This window comes from Pseudoxanthomonas sp. JC1303, assembly GCF_058448525.1.
Genome location: NZ_CP185958.1, coordinates 1156516 through 1174864 on the forward strand (window position 1 = coordinate 1156516; position 18349 = coordinate 1174864).

Below are 18349 nucleotides of genomic sequence, written 5' to 3' on the forward strand. Positions count from 1 at the left end.
TCTCGACACAGGATCATGATCATGCCGATGGAAACCCGACTGCTTGGCCGCTCCGGCCTGAAGGTCCCCGTGCTGGGCTTTGGTGCCGGCACCTTCGGCGGCAAGGGGCCGCTGTTCTCGGCCTGGGGCGACACCGGCGTCGAGCAGGCCAGGCGCCTGATCGATCTGTGCCTGGAGGCCGGCGCGACGCTGTTCGATACGGCCGACGTATATTCCGATGGCGCCTCCGAAGAGATCCTCGGCGCGGCGCTGGCCGGGCGCCGCGAACAGGTGTTGATCTCGACCAAGACCGGGCTGCGCCTGGGCGAGGGACCCAACGATGCCGGTGCTTCGCGCCTGCGCCTGCTGCGCGCGGTCGACGCCTCGCTCAGGCGCCTGCGCACCGACTACATCGACCTGCTGCAGCTGCACGCCTTCGATGCGATGACCCCGATGGAGGAAACGCTGTCCACGCTGGATGGCCTGGTCAGGGCCGGCAAGGTCCGCTATCTGGGCGCGTCCAACTACGCCGGCTGGCAGCTGATGAAGTCGCTCGCGGTGGCCGATGCGAATGGCTGGAGCCGCTTCGTGGCCAATCAGACCTACTACTCGCTGGCCGGACGTGACTACGAGTGGGAGTTGATGCCACTGGGCCTGGACCAGGGCCTGGGTGCGGTGGTGTGGAGCCCGCTGGGCTGGGGCCGCCTGACCGGCCGATTGCGCCGCGGCCAGCCGCTGCCGGCGCAGAGCCGGCTACACGACACTGCCGCCTTCGCCCCGGCGATCGAGGACGAACGCCTGTTCGCCATCGTCGATGTGCTGGACGCGATCGCCGCCGAGACCGGCCGCACCGTGCCCCAGGTGGCGATCAACTGGCTGCTGCAGCGCCCGACCGTGAGCACCGTGCTGATCGGGGCCCGCACCGAAGACCAGCTGCGCGACAACCTCGGTGCGGTCGGCTGGTCGCTGTCGCCCGAACAGGTCGCCCGCCTCGACGCCGCCAGCGCGGTGGAACCGCCGTATCCCTACTACCCGTACTGGCGCGGGCAGTTCGCCGAGCGCAGCCCGCTTGCAGTGCAGCCGTCATGAAGGCGGTCGCAGGCAACGGCGCGTTTCGCAAGAGGGTTTGCTGGCGCGCGTCCTGCGCCTTTGTGGTCTAAAGGCGCTGCACCGCCCGCGAAAGCTGCTCCCACGCACGCTGCGCGATTTCCCGAAAGTCTGACGAGATCGCGGTGCGCTCCACGACGCTTCGCCAGAACACCAGCGCCATGCTGGCCGCCTCGTGCCAGTGCTCCCGCTCTGCCGGCGTCGGCAGCGGTAAGGCGACATCGCCGCGCGCCACCACCTCGCCTGTCGCCAACGGCCGGAAGGCCATCGGCAGCATGTCGTAGGCTGGTGCCAGCGCCAAGGGACGCGTATCGCCAAGCAACAGCCCTGCATTGCCCAAATGCATATCGGTATTGGCGATCAAGGCGCCAAACCATCCGTATAGCGCCAGGCGCCGCGCGTCATCCCGATCGAGCCAGCGATCGCGCAGCAGCTGGGTGGCCAACGTCCACCAATCGATGCGGCCATGCCCGTAATAGGCCGCATCCAGCGCGGCCAGCGAAACAAAGCCGCGCCGCCCGAGCCCAGGCGTCCGGTCAAAGCGGGTGGACTGCAGGAAGACCCGCCCATCGACCTGGAAGAGCTCGCCCTGTGCGGCGGCCAGGCCATGCGCGCGCAGCACCTCACCCGCAAGCGCCTCGCAGCGCAGCAGGTCCGCCCAGCGCGCCGCGGCCGGCGTCCCGGCCCGTTCGCTGAACTTCACGATGACCGCCTGCGCGCGACCGTCTTCCAGTGCCAGTGTGGCGGTGAACTTGGGTTGCTCGCCTGCGGCCGACGAGCCGATATCCTCACCGCGTAGCGCCGCCTCGGCGCGCTGCGGGTAGGCCAGCGCACGCGCGGTGGACGTGATTGTGTCGCGCGGCTGGACAAGGTCTTGCAGCGCCTGCTGCAAAGCATGCTCGCCCAGCACCAGGTCACCAGGCGCGTCCTCACCGTGGCGCAGGAGCGCGAGCACGACATCGTCGGCCTGCCAGCGGGCCAGATCGGGCGGCGCCCCGATCTCCGCCGCCACCCGCCGCGCGAACGCGCGCCCGAGAAAGCCCTGGGGACGCTGGTCATCCAGGAACCAGGGCAGGTCGGGAAACACCCCATCCGCGAATTGGCCATGCATCAACCCAGGGCACCGCACCGCCGGGGCGAACACCATGCCCGCACCGTGCAGCGCCTGCAGCTGTCCCAGCGTCTGCGCACGGCCATCGGCCGTGATGCGGAACAGCGGCCACTGGCTGCCGGCCCGCCCGACTTCCCTGCGCAACGCGTACCGCGAGGCCCGCGCCTTGCCGATGCGGACCACCGCATCGCCGGCGGCGGACACAAGCCGCGAGACCGTTGGTTGGCTGACACCCAGGGCCGCACCGATCTGCGCCGCCGTGGCGGTGTCCTGGCGGCGCAGCAAGGCGAGCAGATCGGAAGTCGAGGGCGAATCCATGGCTCGATTGAATAGATCCATGAATAGATAGTCAATTAGTTTGAGTGGCTACATCTATATCTATCAAAGGTTCTTCTCCCGTTTTTCGGCGAATAACGAGGGGATATTGAATAGATACCGATTGGACAATTTGCCAGGGACACCGACGTCGAAGCGTCCAAATCTGCCGTGCCCGCCAGTGAGGCAACGTCATTGCAGGTCAGGGGCGCGCAGCTGCCCCGGGCGCGGGAAGCGTGGCCAACGCGGCACCCTGCAGGCGACAGGTCGGTCTCCTCGCCCTGAAAGTGAGCCCGCCCCCGGTCCGCGCGGCAGATCGCCCAGGTGCTGGAGTAGCGCCTCGGCCACCGCGGCCGGGGCCTCGCGCGCCGGGAAGTGACCAACGCCCGGCAGCACGATGCGACGATACGTCCCGGTAAAGAAGCGCGCGTCGTTTTCAGACTCCGTCGGCGGGTCGCAGCGATCCTCACCGCCCTGGATCATGAGGGTCGGCACAGGCAGCGTCTCGATCGCATCGAGCCGCTGCCGGGCAGCCGCGTAGCGGGGGTCCAGTGGCTCGGGTCGCCAGCGGCTGCGATAACCGTGCAGCGTGACGGCCACCCAATCAGGGTTGCGGAAACTCTCAGCGGCCTGGTCAAAGGCCTCCTCGTCATACCAGCCCGGCGGACTCCAGCTGGCCCATTGCAGGCGCGCAAAGCCAATGGGGTCGGCAGCGACGGCCGCGGCGCCGCCTTCTATCGCCATGAACCACTGATACCACCAGCACTGGCTCTGCTCGAAGGACGCGGGGATCTCGAACCGCCCACGCGGCGCATAGCCGATCGCCAGCGAGGCGATGGAGGCCACACGTTCGGGCCAGAGCGCCGCAAGCACATAAGCGGTGCGTCCGCCCCAGTCGTGCCCAACGACCGCGAAGCGCTCCCACCCCAACGCATCGACAAGCGCGATCGCATCGTGCGCAAGCGCCACGCCCGTGCCATCGCGCAGCGCGTCTGTTGACCGGAAACGGGTCGGGCCGAAACCACGCAACCATGGCGCGACCCAGCGATAGCCAGCGGCTTCCAGCGCCGGCGCAACCCTGGCCCAGCCATGCGCATCATCCGGCCACCCATGCAGCAACAGCACGGGCATCCCTTCCTCAGGCCCGCCACACACATAGGCGATGTCCAGTAAATCCGTCTTCAGGGTGCGAGTCATCAAGCCTCCACAAGGGGGAATAGGGCGAAACATGGTTGACCGTCGTCGCGCCCGTTCGGGCTGCTGCGGTTGCACCGCAGGGAAGTCTAAAAAGTCCACCCGCTAGCGCGCATGAGGGCTTCCATGCGGACGAACGAACCAGGACACGCGCGCCCGGATTCAATGCGGCGCCGTCCCTCTAGGTGTTTTCGCTGTAAACACCAAGTGGCGTTGCCCGCGCCGATCTCCTGCCGTGTGGGACGGACGCTAAGCAGTCGACCGGCTGCTCAAGACCTTCTCGGTGACATCGAGCATGGCCCTGAGCCGGTCCATGTGCCTGAGGTCCTGGTGATATCCGACCCAGATGTCCCGGGTGGGCGGGGTGCCGCGTGTCTCGATGCGCTTGAGCCCCGCGGTGCCGTCGCCGAGCGGGCGCGGCAGCACCGCGAGCCCTCGCCCGCGCAGGCACATCTGCGCCTGCACGCTGCGGCTGGTGCTGGTGAAGACACGCGGCGACTCGGGAAACCGCTCGATCAGCCAGGCCACGTCCGGGAAATGGCTCTGTGCGGTGTTCATCAGGATCAGGCCCACGGACGTGGGATCGCGCTTTGTTGCCGCGGCCACGTCCGGCGTTGCGTACAGGCCGTAGTGCATGGTCATCAGGCGTCGCTGGACCAGATCGGGTTCGCTGAAAGGCACGAGGCGAAAGGCAACGTCGGCCTCGCGGCGGGCAAGGTCCAGGAGGCGATAGCTCGCGATCACTTCCGGCACCACGGCCGGATGAAGCCGCCCCATTTCCACGAAGACCGGCGCCAGGACGAAGGCGGCGAACCAGTCCGCCGACGAGATGCGAAGCAGGCCCTCGAGCCTTTCGTGGTTGCCCGCCAGGCGACGCTCCATGGAGAGCGCCGAGTGCTCCATGGACTGCGCCAGTGAAAGCACGCGGTCGCCCGCGTCGGTGAGCACCAGGCCGTCCTTGGTCCGGCGCAGGAGTGGCTGCTGGGCTTCCGCTTCGAGCGCCTTGATCCGCCGACCGACCGTGGGATGGCTCACGCCCAGGCGCCGGGCCGCCTCACCCAGGGAGCCCGCGCGCGCGACCGCCAGAAAGATCCTGACATCGCTCCATTCCATCGCCATCAGCCGTTCAAATTTGAACGTGAAATATGCAGGAATGGCAGTGCACAAACAACACTGTTAGTCGCACGATGCCCGCCCCTGCACTGGCGCCTGGCGTTGGCCTGGTCCGTCCGCTGGGCGTGGCGCGTGCCGTGCCTTGACCGCCCTGCTGGGACTTGCGGCCTTCACCGGCCGGTACCGCCGATCCCATCTGGAGTCAGACAACTTGAGCAAGTTAAACGGCAAAGTCGCCTTGGTCACAGGCGCTTCAAAAGGCATTGGTGCGGGGATCGCCCGCCGACTCGCCAGTGACGGGGCGCAGGTCGTCGTCAACTACGCCACCGACAAGCGCGCGGCCGAGCAGGTCGTCGCCGACATCCAAGCCGCAGGTGGGGATGCGATGGCAGTGCAGGCCGATGTCCGCATCCAGTCCGAGGTCCAGGCGCTGGTCCAGGTGACCGTCGAGCGTTTCGGCGGGCTGGATGTGTTGGTGAACAACTCGGGCGTCTATCAGTTCGCCAAGATCGAGGCGAGCACCGAAGCGCTGTACCACCAGCAGTTCGACCTCAATGTGCTCGGGCCACTGCTCGTCACAGGCGCCGCGGTGCCACTCCTTCGGCAGGGCGCCAGCATCATCAATATCAGCTCGTTCGTCACCCGCAACCTTCCCGTGGAAAGCGTGATCTACAGCGGAACCAAGGGCGCGATCGACGCGATCACCGGTGTCCTGTCGCGCGAGCTCGGCCCGCGTGGGATTCGCGTCAACGCGGTCAATCCTGGCCTGATCGAGACGGATGGGACCCACGCCGCGGGCGTCATGGGGTCCGACTTCCATGCGTGGAATGTGGCGCAGACGCCGCTGGGTCGCATTGGCCAGGTCGCCGACGTCGCATCGATCGTCGCGTTCCTCGCGTCCGACGACGCGGGCTGGGTGACCGGCGAATGCATCGTCGCCTCCGGCGGGATGCGCTGAGGCGATCGCGCACCGCGGCGCGCAGGACAAGGTTCCTCCGATGAACAACGCATCCGTCGTCAACCCAGCGGTGGAGGGCCCCGACTCGCGCCGCTGGATGGCCCTGGTCGTCCTGCTGACCGGCACGCTGCTGCCGCCACTGGATTTCTTCATCGTCAATGTCGCGCTTCCAGCGATTCGTGAGGACTTGCGCGCCTCGCCGGGCGTGTCCCAGCTGGTGGTGTCGGTGTACGCCACCGCGTATGCGGTCACGCTTGTGCTGGGTGGTCGGCTGGGCGATCTGTTCGGTCGGAAGCGCACGTTCCTGGCGGGCATGATCGGCTTTGGCGTCGCGTCTGGCGTGTGCGGGCTGGCGCCCTCGGCCGGGGTCCTCGTCGCAGGCAGGCTGCTGCAGGGCATCTCGGCCGCGGTGATGGCGCCGCAGTCGCTGGCGTTCATTCATGCGCTCTTCCAGGCCAGCGAGAAAAATCGCGCGCTCAGTTGGTACGGGGCCACCTTTGGACTCGCATCGGCCGCGGGCCAGTTCCTGGGCGGCGTACTGGTGGCGGCAAGCCCGTGGGGTCTTGGCTGGAGGAGCGTCTTCCTGGTCAACCTGCCCGTCATCGCGGTCGCGATTCCCGCCGCGCTCATCCTGCTTCCCGAGCGCAAGGCCTCGAACCCAGGACGCCTGGATCTGGCGGGCGCGGCGCTGCTGGCGTTGGGCCTGCTCGCCCTGGTGGTTCCCCTCATCGAGGGACGGGAGCGCGCCTGGCCGCTGTGGAGCCTGGGCGCGCTGGCGCTGTCGCCGCTGCTGTTGATGGCCTTCTGGCGCTATCAGAAGGCCTGCGAGCGGACGGGGGCCTCACCGCTGGTCTCCCCGACGGCGCTTTCGTCCCGCGCACTTCGACGCACGCTGCTGGCGACGCTGTTCTTCTATGCACTCGCGGCCTTCTTCCTGATCTTCTCGGTCTATCAGCAAGCGGGGCTGCACCACGGCCCCTTGGCGGCGGGCGTTGCGATTCTGCCGGTTGGCGTGGGACTGCTCCTGGGCGCGCTGAGCGGCCCGCGGGTCGCGCGACGACTTCATGCACGCACGGCCGCATGCGCCATGAGCCTGGAAGCCGCAGGGCTGACGATCGCGGCGGTGCTGGTGGCAGTCTCCCAGCCTGCATGGCTGCCGGTTCCTCTGCTCCTGATCGGCGTTGGCCAAGGTGTCGCGCACCCGGCGCTGGTCCGGCTCAATGTGGACCAGGTGGAAGCGCAGTGGGCCGGGCTCGCGGCCGGCGTGGTCAGCGCCATGCTGCAGATCAGCGCCGCCCTGTCGGTCGCCTTGGTGGGCGGCGTGTTCTTCTCGATGGTGCCTGATGGCGCCAGCCCACAAGACGTCACCCATGGATTCGCGGTCGCCTCACTGCTCATCGCCGGCTCGCTCGCGACCGCAGCTGCCTTGAGCTGGCAAGGCACGCAGGCGGACGCCTGCCGCGCGCCCACCCCGAACCAACGATGAGCGCTGTCCGGTGTGTCTCAAGCGCGATTGAACGTACCAACCCAACGGCCGCTGCGCTGGAATTCGCCCAAGGCAAAACTTCTGCGATGCCTTGCCTCGCCTTCTCCCTGCCTTGAGGACATGCAAGACGTGCTTTCACGCGCTTGCCTTGACCCCTTGAGCACACTCGAATTTTCCCCATGCGAGGTGCTGCGGTGGCCCGATCGTCGCGTTACGACGCAATTGACTTCACCCCAACCAAAGGGGCCGCGCAGGCGGCAAGCCTCGGCCTGACGTTGAGACAGGCGCACGGACGTGGCGGCACGACAGTGGGTGTTGCGCGCGCACGCGATCTCGCTGCACGAAATACGCTTTCGCCCACGACGATCCGCCGCATGACCTCGTATTTCGCGCGCCACCAGGTCGACAAGCGAGGCAAGGGCTGGGCCGACCGGAAACACCCCTCGGCTGGCTACATCGCGTGGCTCTTGTGGGGTGGCGACGCGGGAAGGCGCTGGGCTGAGCGGATCGAACAGCGCATGCGCAAGGCGGAGGAGCGCTGACATGGCAGCGACCAAGCACGCGCGAAAGGCACCCTGGAAGAAGGCCAGCCCGGCCAAGAAGTCCTCGGAGAAGAAACTGTCCAGTAGCCAAAAGGCAGAGGCCAAATCCCGAGCGAAGAAAGCCGGACGGCCTTATCCCAATCTGGTGGACAACATGGTGGTCGCAAAGAAGGCCACCAAGAAATCAGCGAAGAAAGCCACCAAAAAGACGACCAAGAAGACTTCGAAGAAAGCCACCACAAAGGCTTCTAAGAAGACAACCAAGAAAGCGGCCAAACGCGTGGCCAAGCGCACCAGTGGACGCTCGAAGCAGAAGCCATCCGAATAGAGCGCCACTTATTGGCGATCAAGATGTCCATGGGCCGGTGCGGCACGAGCAGCGCGACGCGCTGGGGAACGCCAGGCGGCAAGCCTGGCCGCTTGGCGTCGTCGGATCTCTTGCAGTGCGGTCAGTGGGCGCCACGCTGGGGCATCCGCCCTTCCTGGTGCGTGCCATGCACATCCACCATGGTCGCACTCGCCGCATTCAAGCCGCGCACTTCGACCGCGCTCCCGTGCGCCTTGAGCTTGAGCACCACGCGATCCAACGCACCCACCGCGCTGATGTCCCAGAAGTGGGCCGCAGAGACATCGATGATCACCTGCGCCGGTGCATGTGCCACATCGAACCCGCTTGCGAACTGGGCCGCCGAGGCGAAGAACACCTGGCCGGAGACGCTGTAGCGACGCGTGTCCCCCTCCTGCGTAATCTCGACCCGCAGCAAGCGCCCCACCTTCCGCGCGAAGAAGAGCGCCGAGAGCAGCACGCCGGTCAGTACACCCTTGGCCAGGTCATGGGTGGCGACCGTCACGATGACCGTCCCGATCATGACGATCGACGAACTCCTGGGATGGATCCGAAGGTTCGCGAACGAGCTCCAGCTGAAGGTGCCGATCGACACCATGATCATCACCGCCACCAGCGCCGCCATCGGGATCTGTTTGACCAAGGGCGCGCCGTAGACGACCAACAGCAGCAGCACGACCCCGGCCACCAGGGTCGAAAGGCGGCTGCGGCCGCCGGACTTCACATTGATCACGGACTGGCCGATCATCGCGCAGCCCGCCATGCCGCCGATCAGCCCGGACCCGATGTTGGCCAGCCCTTGCCCGGCGCATTCGCGGTTGCGTTGGCTCGGGGTCTCGGTCATGTCCTCCACGATCTGCGTCGTCATGAGTGTTTCCAGCAGCCCGACGACGGCCAGCGTGGCCGAGGTGGGCAGCAGCAGCCGCAGCGTTTCCCACGTGAGCGGCACGTCGGGGAACAGCAAGTGCGGCAGGCTGTCGGGGAGTTGCCCCTTGTCGCCGACGGTGGGGACGTCGATCTTCAGCCATAGGGTGATGGCGGTCATGACCGCGATGGCGACCAGGGGCGCGGGGATGGCCTTGGTCAGCCGTGGCAGGCCGTAAATGATGGCCAGCGCACCCAGGCAAAGCGGGTAGACCGCCCAGGGCACGTGGATCAGTTCGGGCAGCTGCGCGAGGAAGATCAGGATCGCCAGGGCATTCACAAAGCCGGTGATCACCGAGCGCGAGACGAACCGCATCAGCGAACCGAGTTTCAGCAACCCCGCCACGACCTGCAGCACGCCGGTCAGCAGCGTCGCGGCCAGCAGGTACTGGAGTCCATGGTCGCGAACCAGGTCCACCATCAACAGGGCCATGGCGCCGGTGGCGGCCGAGATCATCGCCGGCCGTCCGCCCGCGACGGCGATGACCACACAGATGCAGAAGGACGCGTAGAGGCCGACCTTGGGGTCGACGCCAGCAATGATCGAAAAGGCGATGGCTTCGGGGATCAGCGCCAGGGCGACCACGGCGCCGGAAAGAATGTCGGCACGCACGTTGCCGAGCCACTGCTGACGCAGCGGGGTATCAAATCGCATAGGGATGACTCCTGCGCTCAGCCAACGGCCGGCGCGATCACAAGGGAAATGCACGAGAAACCTGACCGCATGCGGTGATGCGGCGCGCGAGCGCAATGGGTCAGGGTGGCGTGGTGATCAAGGAGTATCCGGAGCAGTGCGGCAGGACATCGCCGTGCCCCATTCTAACCCAGGCCTGTCTGCGATCGCAGTCCACTCGGGCGTCCGGCGCCTTGTCACGCGCATCGCGGCCGCAGGCCAGGGCATGCGACCTGAAACCGCCCTTTGCATCCCGCGCCATGTTTCGGCTCTTGCCACCGATACGCGTTCTTCGCCTGCGGCCTTCGGCAACCGCACCTCACTGCGATGATGTGCTATGACGGGCGCTGACCAGGAGGGCGATCCCCATGCAGACGCACATGCCGATCTTCAACGCACCCGCTCGATGGAGCGCCCGCCCGTGACGCTCGATGCATGGACGCAGACGCTGGGCGCAGGTCCTTTGCTCGGCATCGCCGCGGGCGCGGTGGCCCTGCTGCTGACGCTCATCATCGTGCTGCGGGTGCACGCCTTCCTGGCCCTGATCCTCGTGTCCCTGCTCACCGCGCTGGCGGCACGTATTCCGCTTGGCGCGATCGTGAACCAGGTCCTGGTCGCCAACTTCGGCAACGCACTCGGGTCGGTGGCGCTGCTCATCGGGCTGGGCGCCATTCTCGGGCGCCTCATCGAGTCCAGCGGTGGCGCGAAGGCCGCGGCCGATCTCATGGTGCGCATCTTCGGCGAGAAGCGCGCGGCCTTTGCGCTGGGCGTGACCTCCCTGCTGCTCGGCTTCCCGATCTTCTTCGATGCCGGGCTCATCATCATGCTGCCCATCATCTTCGCGGTGGCGCGCAGGATCGGCGGCCAGAACCTCCTGCTGTATGGCTTCAGCGGCATCGCGGCCTTCTCGGTCATGCACGTGTTCCTGCCACCGCACCCCGGCCCGGTCGCGGCCACGGAATTCTTCGGCGCCAACCTCGGCATCGTGCTGCTGCTCGGCCTGGTGATCGCGTTCCCCACCTGGTACATCTCCGGGTATCTGTGGGGCCGCTTCGTCAACAAGCGCTTCCCCATGATCGTGCCCGCGTTCTTCGGCACGCTCGACGAAGACCAGCCCAAGCATCCCGCCAAGGCCGGCACGGTCATTGCCGTGCTCCTGCTGCCGCTGGTGCTGATCTTCCTCAACACCGGCCTGGCCGCGCTCGCCTCGGTGGGCATCGTCGATGGCGACGCGACCTGGGTCCAGGCCCTCTCCCTCATCGGCACCTCGCCCGTGGCGCTGCTGGTGACCGTCCTGGTCGCGCTCGTCGTGCTGGGCACCGCGCGCGGCGAGAAAGGCAGCGCGCTGGAGAAGCTGGTCGAAGGCACATTCGGCCCGGTGGCCTCGGTCATCCTCATCACCGGCGCCGGCGGCATGTTCGGCGGAGTGCTGCGCGCCTCCGGGATCGGCAACGCACTGGCGGGCGTCCTGTCCGACCTGGGCCTGCCTGTCATCCTGGCGACCTACCTGATCGCTGTCATGCTGCGCGTGGCCCAGGGCTCGGCCACGGTCGCCCTGGTCACCACCGCGGGCCTGATGGCACCGGCGGTGATCGGCGGCGGCTTCAGCACCCTCCAGACCGCCGCGATCACGCTCGCCGCTGCCGCCGGCTCGGTCTGCGCCAGCCATGTGAACGACTCGGGCTTCTGGCTGGTCGGACGCCTGGTGGGCATGGACGTCAAGACCACCCTGAAGACCTGGACCGTCCAGCAGACCATCGAATCGCTGGTCGCCTTCGCGCTGGTGCTGGTGGTCTACCTGGTTTTCTGAGGACGCTCGCGCGGTGCGCTTGGCACGCGTGCGTTCGCCCCATGCACCGAGCGCCGATGGCGTGATGGATCTGCCCATGGGCACGATGCAACCGCAGCAGTCACCTCAACTCCGACGCACGCGCCGGCAGCCGCCTAGTGTCGAAGCAAGGGCCGCCTGTCGAAGGCGCATGCGCTCATTCACAATAGCGCCGTCGCCAACCCCTGAGGTCCCGACCGGTCGGTAGACTGCCTGAGGGGTGGCCGAGAGCCATGAAAATAACGAGCGCAGCATGACCGACCCGTACGACACGCCCCTGGGCGCCGGCTCCGACACTGAGCGCGTCAAGATGGCGGTGGCCGCCGGCGCGATCGTGGGGACCTGGATCTGGGATTTGGCTAGCGACGGGCTGATCATCGACGAGGCCTTGGCGTGCGCGTGGAGGCTGGATCCCGCACTCGCCAACCGTCCGGCCAAGCTCGAACAGGTCATGGAAGCGGTGCATCCCGACGATCGACACGGACTGGCTGCAGCCGTCGATGAGGCGCTGCGCCGCGGTGGCCGTTATGCCTGGCAGTACCGCGCGCATGGCAAGGACGGTGGATACCGCTGGTACGAGGCCATTGGCCGGGTCGAACTGGACGCAAGCGGCCAGGCACGCCGCTTTTCCGGCGTCGTGATCGACATCGATGACCGCCGGCGCGATGAAAGCGAGCGTGATCATGCAGAAGCACTGCTGCGCTCGTGTGTCGAAGCAGCGCCAGGCGTGGTCTATGCCAAGGACCTGAAGGGACGGCTCCTGATCGGGAACCGGGGGACCAGCGAACTGCTCGGTCTTGCCCCTGAAGCCTATATCGGTCGCACCGATGCCGAGCTTCTGGGCGACTCGGCCCAGGCCGCCAAGATCATGGCAACCGACCAACGCATCATGCGCACCGGCCGCGCCGAGCAGCTCGAAGAGGAAGTGAGCTTCCCGGACGGCAAGCACGCCTATTGGCTGTCCATCAAAGCGCCCTTGCGCAATCCCGCTGGCGAGATCATTGGCCTGGTGGGCACATCGCTGGACGTGACCGATCGCCGGCTCATGGAGTTACGTCAGCAGGAGATCATGGAGCGCTACCGGCTGGCAGCCCAGGCCACCAACGATGCCATCTGGGATTGGCATATCGAGGATGGCCAGGTGATCTGGAACGAGGCCCTGACCGCCCTGTTCGGCCACCCGCACGCCGAGGCCGACGCGCAATGGTGGCTGGATCACATCCACCCCGATGATCGCGGGCGTATCGACGCGGACATCCATGCGGTGATCAATGGACCCGACTCGGCCTGGATCGGGGAGTATCGGTTCCGCCGGCAGGATGGGAGCTTTGCGACGGTGCTGGACCGGGGCACTGTCTTGCGTGACGCCGCTGGTGCGCCGGTGCGGATGATCGGCGCGATGCAGGACCTCTCGGCGCGCAAGGCGGCAGAGCGGGCCTTGGCCGAAAGCGAGGAGCGGCTGCGCTTGGCGACCGAAGCTGGCGACATGGGCTTCTGGGATGTCGACCTGACGCAGGACCTGCTGATCTGGCCGGCCAGGACCAAGGCGATGTTCGGGATTTCTCCGCACGTGGAGGTCTCCCTGCGCGATTTCTACGAAGGCCTTCACCCTGACGATCGCGCTGCCACCAGCGAAGCCTTCCTGGCGGCCGCTGACCCCGCCAGGCGGGCCTTTTACGATGTCGAGTACCGAACGGTCGGCAAGGAAGACGGGATCATCCGTTGGGTCGCGGCCAAGGGGCGCGGCGTGTTCGAGGGAGGCGTGTGCACGCGTGTGGTCGGGGTGGTGGTGGACATCACCGCCAAGAAGACCGCGGAAATGCGACTGCAGGAGCTCAATGAGCAGTTGGAGAGCCGCATCCGCTCGGAGGTTGCCGAGCGGATGCGAGTCGAAAGCGCGCTTCGGCAAAGCCAGAAGATGGAGGCGGTGGGCCAGCTGACAGGCGGCATCGCGCATGATTTCAACAACATGCTCACCTCGGTGATCGGCCCCTTGGACATGCTCGACATGACCATAGGTGAAAGCGATCCACGTGCGAGACGCTTCATCAACATGGCCCTGGAAGGCGCGCGCCGGGCCGCGCAGCTCACCCAGCGCCTGCTCGCGTTTTCCAGGCAACAGCCGCTGCAGCCCGAGCCGGTCAATGTGGGCCACCTGCTGGAGGGCATGTCCGACCTGCTCGCCCACTCGCTTGGCGGCGCGGTGAGCTTGCAGATTTGCCAGAGCCCGGACCTGTGGTGGTCGCGCACCGATGCCAACCAGCTCGAGAACGCAGTCCTCAACCTGGCGGTCAATGGGCGCGACGCCATGGAAGGCGCAGGACGCCTGACCATCCGGGCGTCCAATCTGGAGGTGACTGACGCCACCACCAGCGAGGCACTGGACCTGCCCATGGGCCAATACGTCGCCATCGAGGTGTCCGACACCGGCACGGGCATGTCGCCGGAAGTGCGCGCGCAGGCGTTCGATCCGTTCTTCACCACAAAAAAGGTCGGACGGGGCACCGGGCTTGGTCTGTCCCAGGTGTACGGCTTTGTTCAACAATGCGCCGGCCATATCCGGATCTGCTCCGAGCTGGGCCACGGAACGTCCGTGACGATCTACCTGCCCCGCCTGCTGACAGAAGCCCAGCAGGCCGACCAGCCCGACTTTGTCGCTCCGATGGCGATTCGAGGAGGCCAGGAACTGATCGTGCTCGTCGACGACGAGCCGGCGGTGCGTGAGTTCACGCGCGAGGCGCTCGCTGCGTTGGACTACCGGGTCATCGCATGCAGTGGCGCCGCCGAAGCGCTGCAGGCACTCGATGCGCACGATGATGTCGCGCTGCTCTTCACCGATGTGGTGATGCCCGACGTCAACGGCCCACAGCTTGCCGAGCAGGCGCGCCAGCGAATCCCCGGGTTGAAGGTGCTGTTCGCCAGCGGCTACACCCGCCAGGACACGCTGCTCAGCGGCGTGATACGCGAGGATGTCTATCTGCTCGGAAAACCTTTCACCGTTGAGCAGCTCGCAAAGCGGGTGCGTGCCGTGTTGGACAGCCTGGCCTGACTCGCATCCATCCGGTCACTCGATCACCAGCCAAGGACAGCCATTGCGACTTCCGTGGCTCACCAGACAGTGGCTCGCCTTTCCAGTCCAGCAAGCGATGTTCGCCGCATCCCATTTCGACCATCAGAACGTTCGCCAGCCCTTGGACGCTCTCTTCGATACTGACGTCCGCTTCGACCTTGCCGTCGAGCGTTCCCATCGCCGTGGCTGCCCATCAAAGCGAAGCCACAACGCTTCTGCGACACCAGGGCACCCAGCGACCGTGAAAGGACGAGGTGCGCGTGACGACGCCTTCAACCCGCACGATCGCTTCCATGTGATCTGAAGAAGTCCAACAGCGTGCCTGGACTGCCGGCCCCCAACATGGTGTCCGTGAGCTTCAGCGCTTCGGCCGCTTCCTGTGCGCCTCTTGCGAACATGGCCTGCTCGTATGTGTCGAGCGCGGCTTCCGGCGCGGCTGGGTGAAGCGCAATCGCCTCGGCGAGTTCGGCGCCATCCAACATGGCCAGATTGGCACCCTCACCGGAAGGGATCATCAGGTGTGCCGCATCGCCCAGCAGGGTGACACCTTTGACCCGGTCCCAGCGATGCCCGACCGGCAACGCATGGATCAGCCTGATCACCGGCTCGGCCTGGCTGTCGGTGATGAGCGCAGTCAACGCAGGCGACCATCCGTCGAACTCGTTGACCACGCGCAGGGCGGCCGTTCTGGCATCGAGGTCGGCTAGCCGCTCGACCCATGCCAACGGCCGCTGCAGTTGCACGTAGGTGTGCAGGACATCGCCGGGTTCGGCATGCGCGAGGATGCCCTTGCCTGGCTCGACCGCAAACAGCGCGCCTTGACCGACCGCCTGCGCGGACGCTGGACGATGCCGCTTGCTGTTGGACATCCAGGTCTCAAAGAACATCAGTCCGGCATAGGCGGGCGTGGCGCTGGACAGCAGCGGGCGCACCTTGGACCAAGCGCCATCGGCACCGAACAGCAGTGTGGTTTCGACCGAAGCACCGTTTGCGAATTCGAGCCGATGGCGCCCTTCCCCGAGCGGAGCCACCGCGGTGAGCTTGTGGCCCCAGCGCACCGCGCCATCCGGCAGCGCATCCAGCAGCAGCTGGCGCAGCGCGCCGCGCGGCACCTCGGGCCTGCCGCCGGCACCATCGTCGGCTTCCTCGTACAACACTACTGCGTGCCGATCCAGCACTCGCACCGCCTCGCCCCCGGGATGGATGATCCGCCGGAAGGCCTCAAGCAAGCCTGCGGCCTCGAGGGCGCGCTGTCCGTTGTGCGTGTGGATATCGAGCATGCCGCCCTGGGGACGCGCATCGCTGGACGCCTCGGCTTCGTAGACCGTCGCGGCGATGCCGTGCACGTGCAGGACGCGCGCCAGCGTCAGGCCGCCAAGCCCTGCGCCGACGATCGCGATGCCGTTGTCCATGCCTTGCCTCCATTTCAAAGTGACGGCCCGAATGGAACGCCATTCCACAATCGTGGAACCACATTCCATTTGTGTCAAGATGGCGCCATGAGCAAGACCCCATCAGGCCGCCGCAAGGAATCCGCGCTCTCGCGCGAGCGCATCGTCGCCGAGGCGGTCGCGCTGCTGGACGAGGGCGGCGAGCCGGGTCTGACCTTCCGCGCCCTGGCCGATCGACTGGCCACCGGCGCAGGCGCGATCTACTGGCACATCGACGACAAGCGCGACCTGCTGATCGCCGCGTGCGACGCCATCATCGCCAGCGCCGTCGACGCGCCCGCCTCGAAGACCATGCCCGAAAACAGGATCCGCACCATCGCCGGGCGCCTGTTCGACGCCATGGACGCGCATCCGTGGATTGGGGGTGCCCTGACCCAGGCGGGCGGCACGCTGCCGGCGGTCCGCATCCTGGAATCGCTGGGCCAGCAGGTACAGGCACTCGGTGTGCCGCAGAAGCAGCAGTGGTCCACGACGTCCGCGCTGATGAGCTACATCACCGGCGTGGGCGGGGAGAACGCTGCGCACTCGCAACTGGCACGCAAGCAGGGATTCGACCGCACCAGCCTGCTGACGGAAATGTCGCAGACCTGGGCGGCCCTGGATGCCCAGGCATTCCCCTTCACCCGGCAGGTGGCCGCACAACTGCCCGCGCACGATGACCGGGCAGATTTCCTGGCGGGGATCGACTTGATCCTGCGCGGCATCAGCGCCTCGGCGCAGCGCCATCGCCGATAAAGCGAAGCGCGCAGAGACACATCGCCGCTTGGTAATGGAGGGCATCGACGCGGACAAGACCGCCACCATCCGCCCCAGTACGCGCTATGAAATGACCGCGTTCGTGACGCGATCAATCGGCAGCTTGGAGAGCGCGCGGGACCAGTCGCTGGGATGGGTGGCCGCCGAAGGCCAAGACCAGGGCGACAGGGGCGAAACCTGCGCTCCGACGTCGCTTTCGCCATCTGCCCAATCCTTTGGCGCCGAGACGCCCAAGTGACGAGCGCTTCCGGGCCACGACCAACCGGACACTCGAAAGCCGCGCGCGACCAACGGCGCGGACGGAAGAGGCGCCGAAGGCCAAGGTGCAGAGGCGCAGCCTGCAGCATGTCCCTGGTTCTTCATGTCCTACAAGAAAAGCCCTGGAACCCAGGGCGCAGCGTGGAGGGAGTCCGTCAGACCGCTTCGACCCGCCAAGCGGCGCTTCGGCGGGTCGGCCCGAGATGCCTACGGGTTCTGCGTTGGCACGGCGGGCGGAGGTGGCGGGGGCGGCGGCATGTCGTCGGGCGGCGGCGGGGGTGGCTGCCGGTCGCCATGGGCATGTGGCGGGGGCGGCGGCGAGCCATCGGGACGCGGGTGCGAAGCGCAGGCGGCCAGCGAGAAGCAGGCAGCGGCGATGAACGCGGAGGGGCGAACGATGCGCATGGCGACTCCTTGGGTGGTTGGGGCGCATCGACCCTATCGGCGCCGCCGTGCACGCCAAGTCAGCGCGCTTTGTCTGCGTGTGTCAGGCGGCGCGCGGCGCCGGGGAGCCGCCGGAAGGCGTCTTAGTGCCACGCATCGGGTGGAGCGCCCGGCGCAGCTGCACCAAGACCTTAGGGCAGCCGCGCCGATCCAGGAGCGGCGCGGCTTGGCGACACGGTGAATTCTCTTGTCAGACAACCGCTCCAGCGCAGGCTGGTTGACTGTGGCCTGCCTGCCGCGGGCAGCCCCGCCGACGTCGGATGCAGATGAGCGTTGTAGATGGTGGCCGGCTCCGTCACCGATGCTGTAGGCGCGATCGGCTCGAGGCGTTGCGCGTTGATCTCGACAGCCAGCGTGTGCAGTTCACTGGCGCGGTCGAAGATCTCATGCCCCAGGCTCGCCAGCACGCCGTTGGCAAAGTCGGCCATGTCGTCCGCGCACACCGCAACGCCATACGCTGTGATGCGATTCATCAGCAGCTGCAGCCGCCGGGTCGAAGGACGCGCATCGCTGCCTCGAAGGTCTGCTGGCATCCGAGCGCCGCAATGGCGACGTCCACGCCACGCCCGTCTGTGAGCATCAGAATCTCCTCGACGCCATTGCCCGAAGTTGCATCAGCCCCTGGTGACCCAATACTCGCCGCGCAGCAGATGGATGTCCGTGCCGCAGATGGCGGTGGTCGTGATGCGGATTAACGCGTCGGCCGAGCCGATCTCGCGGATCGGTTTGTCCTCCATCACGATGCGCCCACGCGCTACGAAGATTGCAGCCTTCATCTTCTTGCTCATGAGAGT

At 66.8% G+C, this 18349-nt stretch carries 16 protein-coding genes; 9 read left to right on the forward strand and 7 right to left on the reverse strand.

Annotation, left to right across the window (positions count from 1 at the left end; genetic code table 11):
* Positions 1–27: 27 nt before the first annotated feature.
* Positions 28–1068 (forward strand): aldo/keto reductase, encoded by a 1041-nt coding sequence (locus ACORQU_RS05205; RefSeq protein ID WP_491644973.1) that lies wholly within the window; start codon positions 28–30, stop codon positions 1066–1068.
* A gap of 67 nt (positions 1069–1135) precedes the next feature.
* On the opposite strand, the gene yjjJ is transcribed toward ACORQU_RS05205, so the two are convergent.
* From yjjJ to ACORQU_RS05220, 3 genes are all read right to left on the reverse strand, one after another.
* Entirely contained in the window at positions 1136–2515 is a 1380-nt protein-coding gene (yjjJ, locus tag ACORQU_RS05210) for a type II toxin-antitoxin system HipA family toxin YjjJ (RefSeq protein WP_491643783.1), read from the reverse strand.
* 189 nt (positions 2516–2704) lie between these two features.
* Entirely contained in the window at positions 2705–3709 is a 1005-nt protein-coding gene (locus ACORQU_RS05215; protein WP_491643784.1) for an alpha/beta fold hydrolase, read from the reverse strand.
* A gap of 246 nt (positions 3710–3955) precedes the next feature.
* Positions 3956–4825 (reverse strand): LysR family transcriptional regulator, encoded by an 870-nt coding sequence (locus ACORQU_RS05220; RefSeq protein WP_491643785.1) that lies wholly within the window; start codon positions 4823–4825, stop codon positions 3956–3958.
* Between the two features lie 136 nt (positions 4826–4961).
* Here ACORQU_RS05220 and ACORQU_RS05225 point away from each other — a divergent pair, with 136 nt between their 5' ends.
* The 4 genes from ACORQU_RS05225 to ACORQU_RS05240 all read left to right on the forward strand — a co-directional run bounded on the left by ACORQU_RS05225 (position 4962) and on the right by ACORQU_RS05240 (position 8133).
* A complete protein-coding gene (locus tag ACORQU_RS05225; protein WP_491643786.1) occupies positions 4962–5777 on the forward strand; it encodes a glucose 1-dehydrogenase in 816 nt (271 codons plus the stop codon).
* Between the two features lie 40 nt (positions 5778–5817).
* Positions 5818–7263, forward strand: coding sequence for an MFS transporter (locus ACORQU_RS05230; RefSeq protein WP_491643787.1), 1446 nt, complete (start codon positions 5818–5820; stop codon positions 7261–7263).
* 194 nt (positions 7264–7457) lie between these two features.
* The gene (locus ACORQU_RS05235) at positions 7458–7805 is read left to right on the forward strand and encodes a hypothetical protein (RefSeq protein WP_491643788.1); all 348 of its coding nucleotides are present in this window, start codon (positions 7458–7460) and stop codon (positions 7803–7805) included.
* Position 7806: 1 nt separating this feature from the next.
* A complete protein-coding gene (locus ACORQU_RS05240; RefSeq protein WP_491643789.1) occupies positions 7807–8133 on the forward strand; it encodes a hypothetical protein in 327 nt (108 codons plus the stop codon).
* 121 nt (positions 8134–8254) lie between these two features.
* On the opposite strand, the gene ACORQU_RS05245 is transcribed toward ACORQU_RS05240, so the two are convergent.
* Entirely contained in the window at positions 8255–9730 is a 1476-nt protein-coding gene (locus ACORQU_RS05245; protein WP_491644974.1) for a SulP family inorganic anion transporter, read from the reverse strand.
* 439 nt (positions 9731–10169) lie between these two features.
* Between ACORQU_RS05245 and ACORQU_RS05250 the strand changes: the two genes are divergently transcribed.
* Entirely contained in the window at positions 10170–11558 is a 1389-nt protein-coding gene (locus ACORQU_RS05250; protein ID WP_491643790.1) for a GntP family permease, read from the forward strand.
* 271 nt (positions 11559–11829) lie between these two features.
* The gene (locus ACORQU_RS05255; RefSeq protein ID WP_491643791.1) at positions 11830–14625 is read left to right on the forward strand and encodes a PAS domain-containing hybrid sensor histidine kinase/response regulator; all 2796 of its coding nucleotides are present in this window, start codon (positions 11830–11832) and stop codon (positions 14623–14625) included.
* Positions 14626–14918: 293 nt separating this feature from the next.
* Here the strand turns inward: ACORQU_RS05255 and ACORQU_RS05260 are convergent, their stop codons facing one another.
* Positions 14919–16058, reverse strand: coding sequence for an FAD-dependent oxidoreductase (locus tag ACORQU_RS05260; RefSeq protein WP_491643792.1), 1140 nt, complete (start codon positions 16056–16058; stop codon positions 14919–14921).
* Positions 16059–16145: 87 nt separating this feature from the next.
* Here ACORQU_RS05260 and ACORQU_RS05265 point away from each other — a divergent pair, with 87 nt between their 5' ends.
* Together ACORQU_RS05265 and ACORQU_RS05270 are read left to right on the forward strand one after the other, a co-directional pair.
* On the forward strand, positions 16146–16832 hold the full coding sequence (locus tag ACORQU_RS05265) for a TetR/AcrR family transcriptional regulator (protein ID WP_491643793.1): 687 nt from the start codon (positions 16146–16148) through the stop codon (positions 16830–16832).
* A gap of 34 nt (positions 16833–16866) precedes the next feature.
* The gene (locus ACORQU_RS05270) at positions 16867–17091 is read left to right on the forward strand and encodes a hypothetical protein (protein WP_491643794.1); all 225 of its coding nucleotides are present in this window, start codon (positions 16867–16869) and stop codon (positions 17089–17091) included.
* Positions 17092–17686: 595 nt separating this feature from the next.
* Here ACORQU_RS05270 and ACORQU_RS05275 read toward each other — a convergent pair.
* Together ACORQU_RS05275 and ACORQU_RS05280 are read right to left on the reverse strand one after the other, a co-directional pair.
* On the reverse strand, positions 17687–18028 hold the full coding sequence (locus tag ACORQU_RS05275) for a hypothetical protein (RefSeq protein ID WP_491643795.1): 342 nt from the start codon (positions 18026–18028) through the stop codon (positions 17687–17689).
* Between the two features lie 141 nt (positions 18029–18169).
* Positions 18170–18343, reverse strand: a complete 174-nt coding sequence (locus ACORQU_RS05280) for a hypothetical protein (RefSeq protein ID WP_491643796.1) — start codon at positions 18341–18343, stop codon at positions 18170–18172.
* Between the last annotated feature and the right edge of the window lie 6 nt (positions 18344–18349).

What these genes read in the sequence shown, in the direction of transcription:
- ACORQU_RS05240 (WP_491643789.1), top strand. Translation starts at nt 7,807, where the DNA reads ATGGCAGCGACCAAGCACGCGCGAAAGGCACCCTGGAAGAAGGCCAGC.
- ACORQU_RS05205 (WP_491644973.1), top strand. Translation starts at nt 28, where the DNA reads ATGGAAACCCGACTGCTTGGCCGCTCCGGCCTGAAGGTCCCCGTGCTG.
- ACORQU_RS05280 (WP_491643796.1), bottom strand. Translation starts at nt 18,343, where the DNA reads ATGAGCAAGAAGATGAAGGCTGCAATCTTCGTAGCGCGTGGGCGCATC.
- ACORQU_RS05270 (WP_491643794.1), top strand. Translation starts at nt 16,867, where the DNA reads ATGGAGGGCATCGACGCGGACAAGACCGCCACCATCCGCCCCAGTACG.
- ACORQU_RS05255 (WP_491643791.1), top strand. Translation starts at nt 11,830, where the DNA reads ATGACCGACCCGTACGACACGCCCCTGGGCGCCGGCTCCGACACTGAG.
- yjjJ (WP_491643783.1), bottom strand. Translation starts at nt 2,515, where the DNA reads ATGGATTCGCCCTCGACTTCCGATCTGCTCGCCTTGCTGCGCCGCCAG.
- ACORQU_RS05275 (WP_491643795.1), bottom strand. Translation starts at nt 18,028, where the DNA reads ATGAATCGCATCACAGCGTATGGCGTTGCGGTGTGCGCGGACGACATG.
- ACORQU_RS05215 (WP_491643784.1), bottom strand. Translation starts at nt 3,709, where the DNA reads ATGACTCGCACCCTGAAGACGGATTTACTGGACATCGCCTATGTGTGT.
- ACORQU_RS05265 (WP_491643793.1), top strand. Translation starts at nt 16,146, where the DNA reads ATGAGCAAGACCCCATCAGGCCGCCGCAAGGAATCCGCGCTCTCGCGC.
- ACORQU_RS05230 (WP_491643787.1), top strand. Translation starts at nt 5,818, where the DNA reads ATGAACAACGCATCCGTCGTCAACCCAGCGGTGGAGGGCCCCGACTCG.
- ACORQU_RS05245 (WP_491644974.1), bottom strand. Translation starts at nt 9,730, where the DNA reads ATGCGATTTGATACCCCGCTGCGTCAGCAGTGGCTCGGCAACGTGCGT.
- ACORQU_RS05260 (WP_491643792.1), bottom strand. Translation starts at nt 16,058, where the DNA reads ATGGACAACGGCATCGCGATCGTCGGCGCAGGGCTTGGCGGCCTGACG.
- ACORQU_RS05220 (WP_491643785.1), bottom strand. Translation starts at nt 4,825, where the DNA reads ATGGCGATGGAATGGAGCGATGTCAGGATCTTTCTGGCGGTCGCGCGC.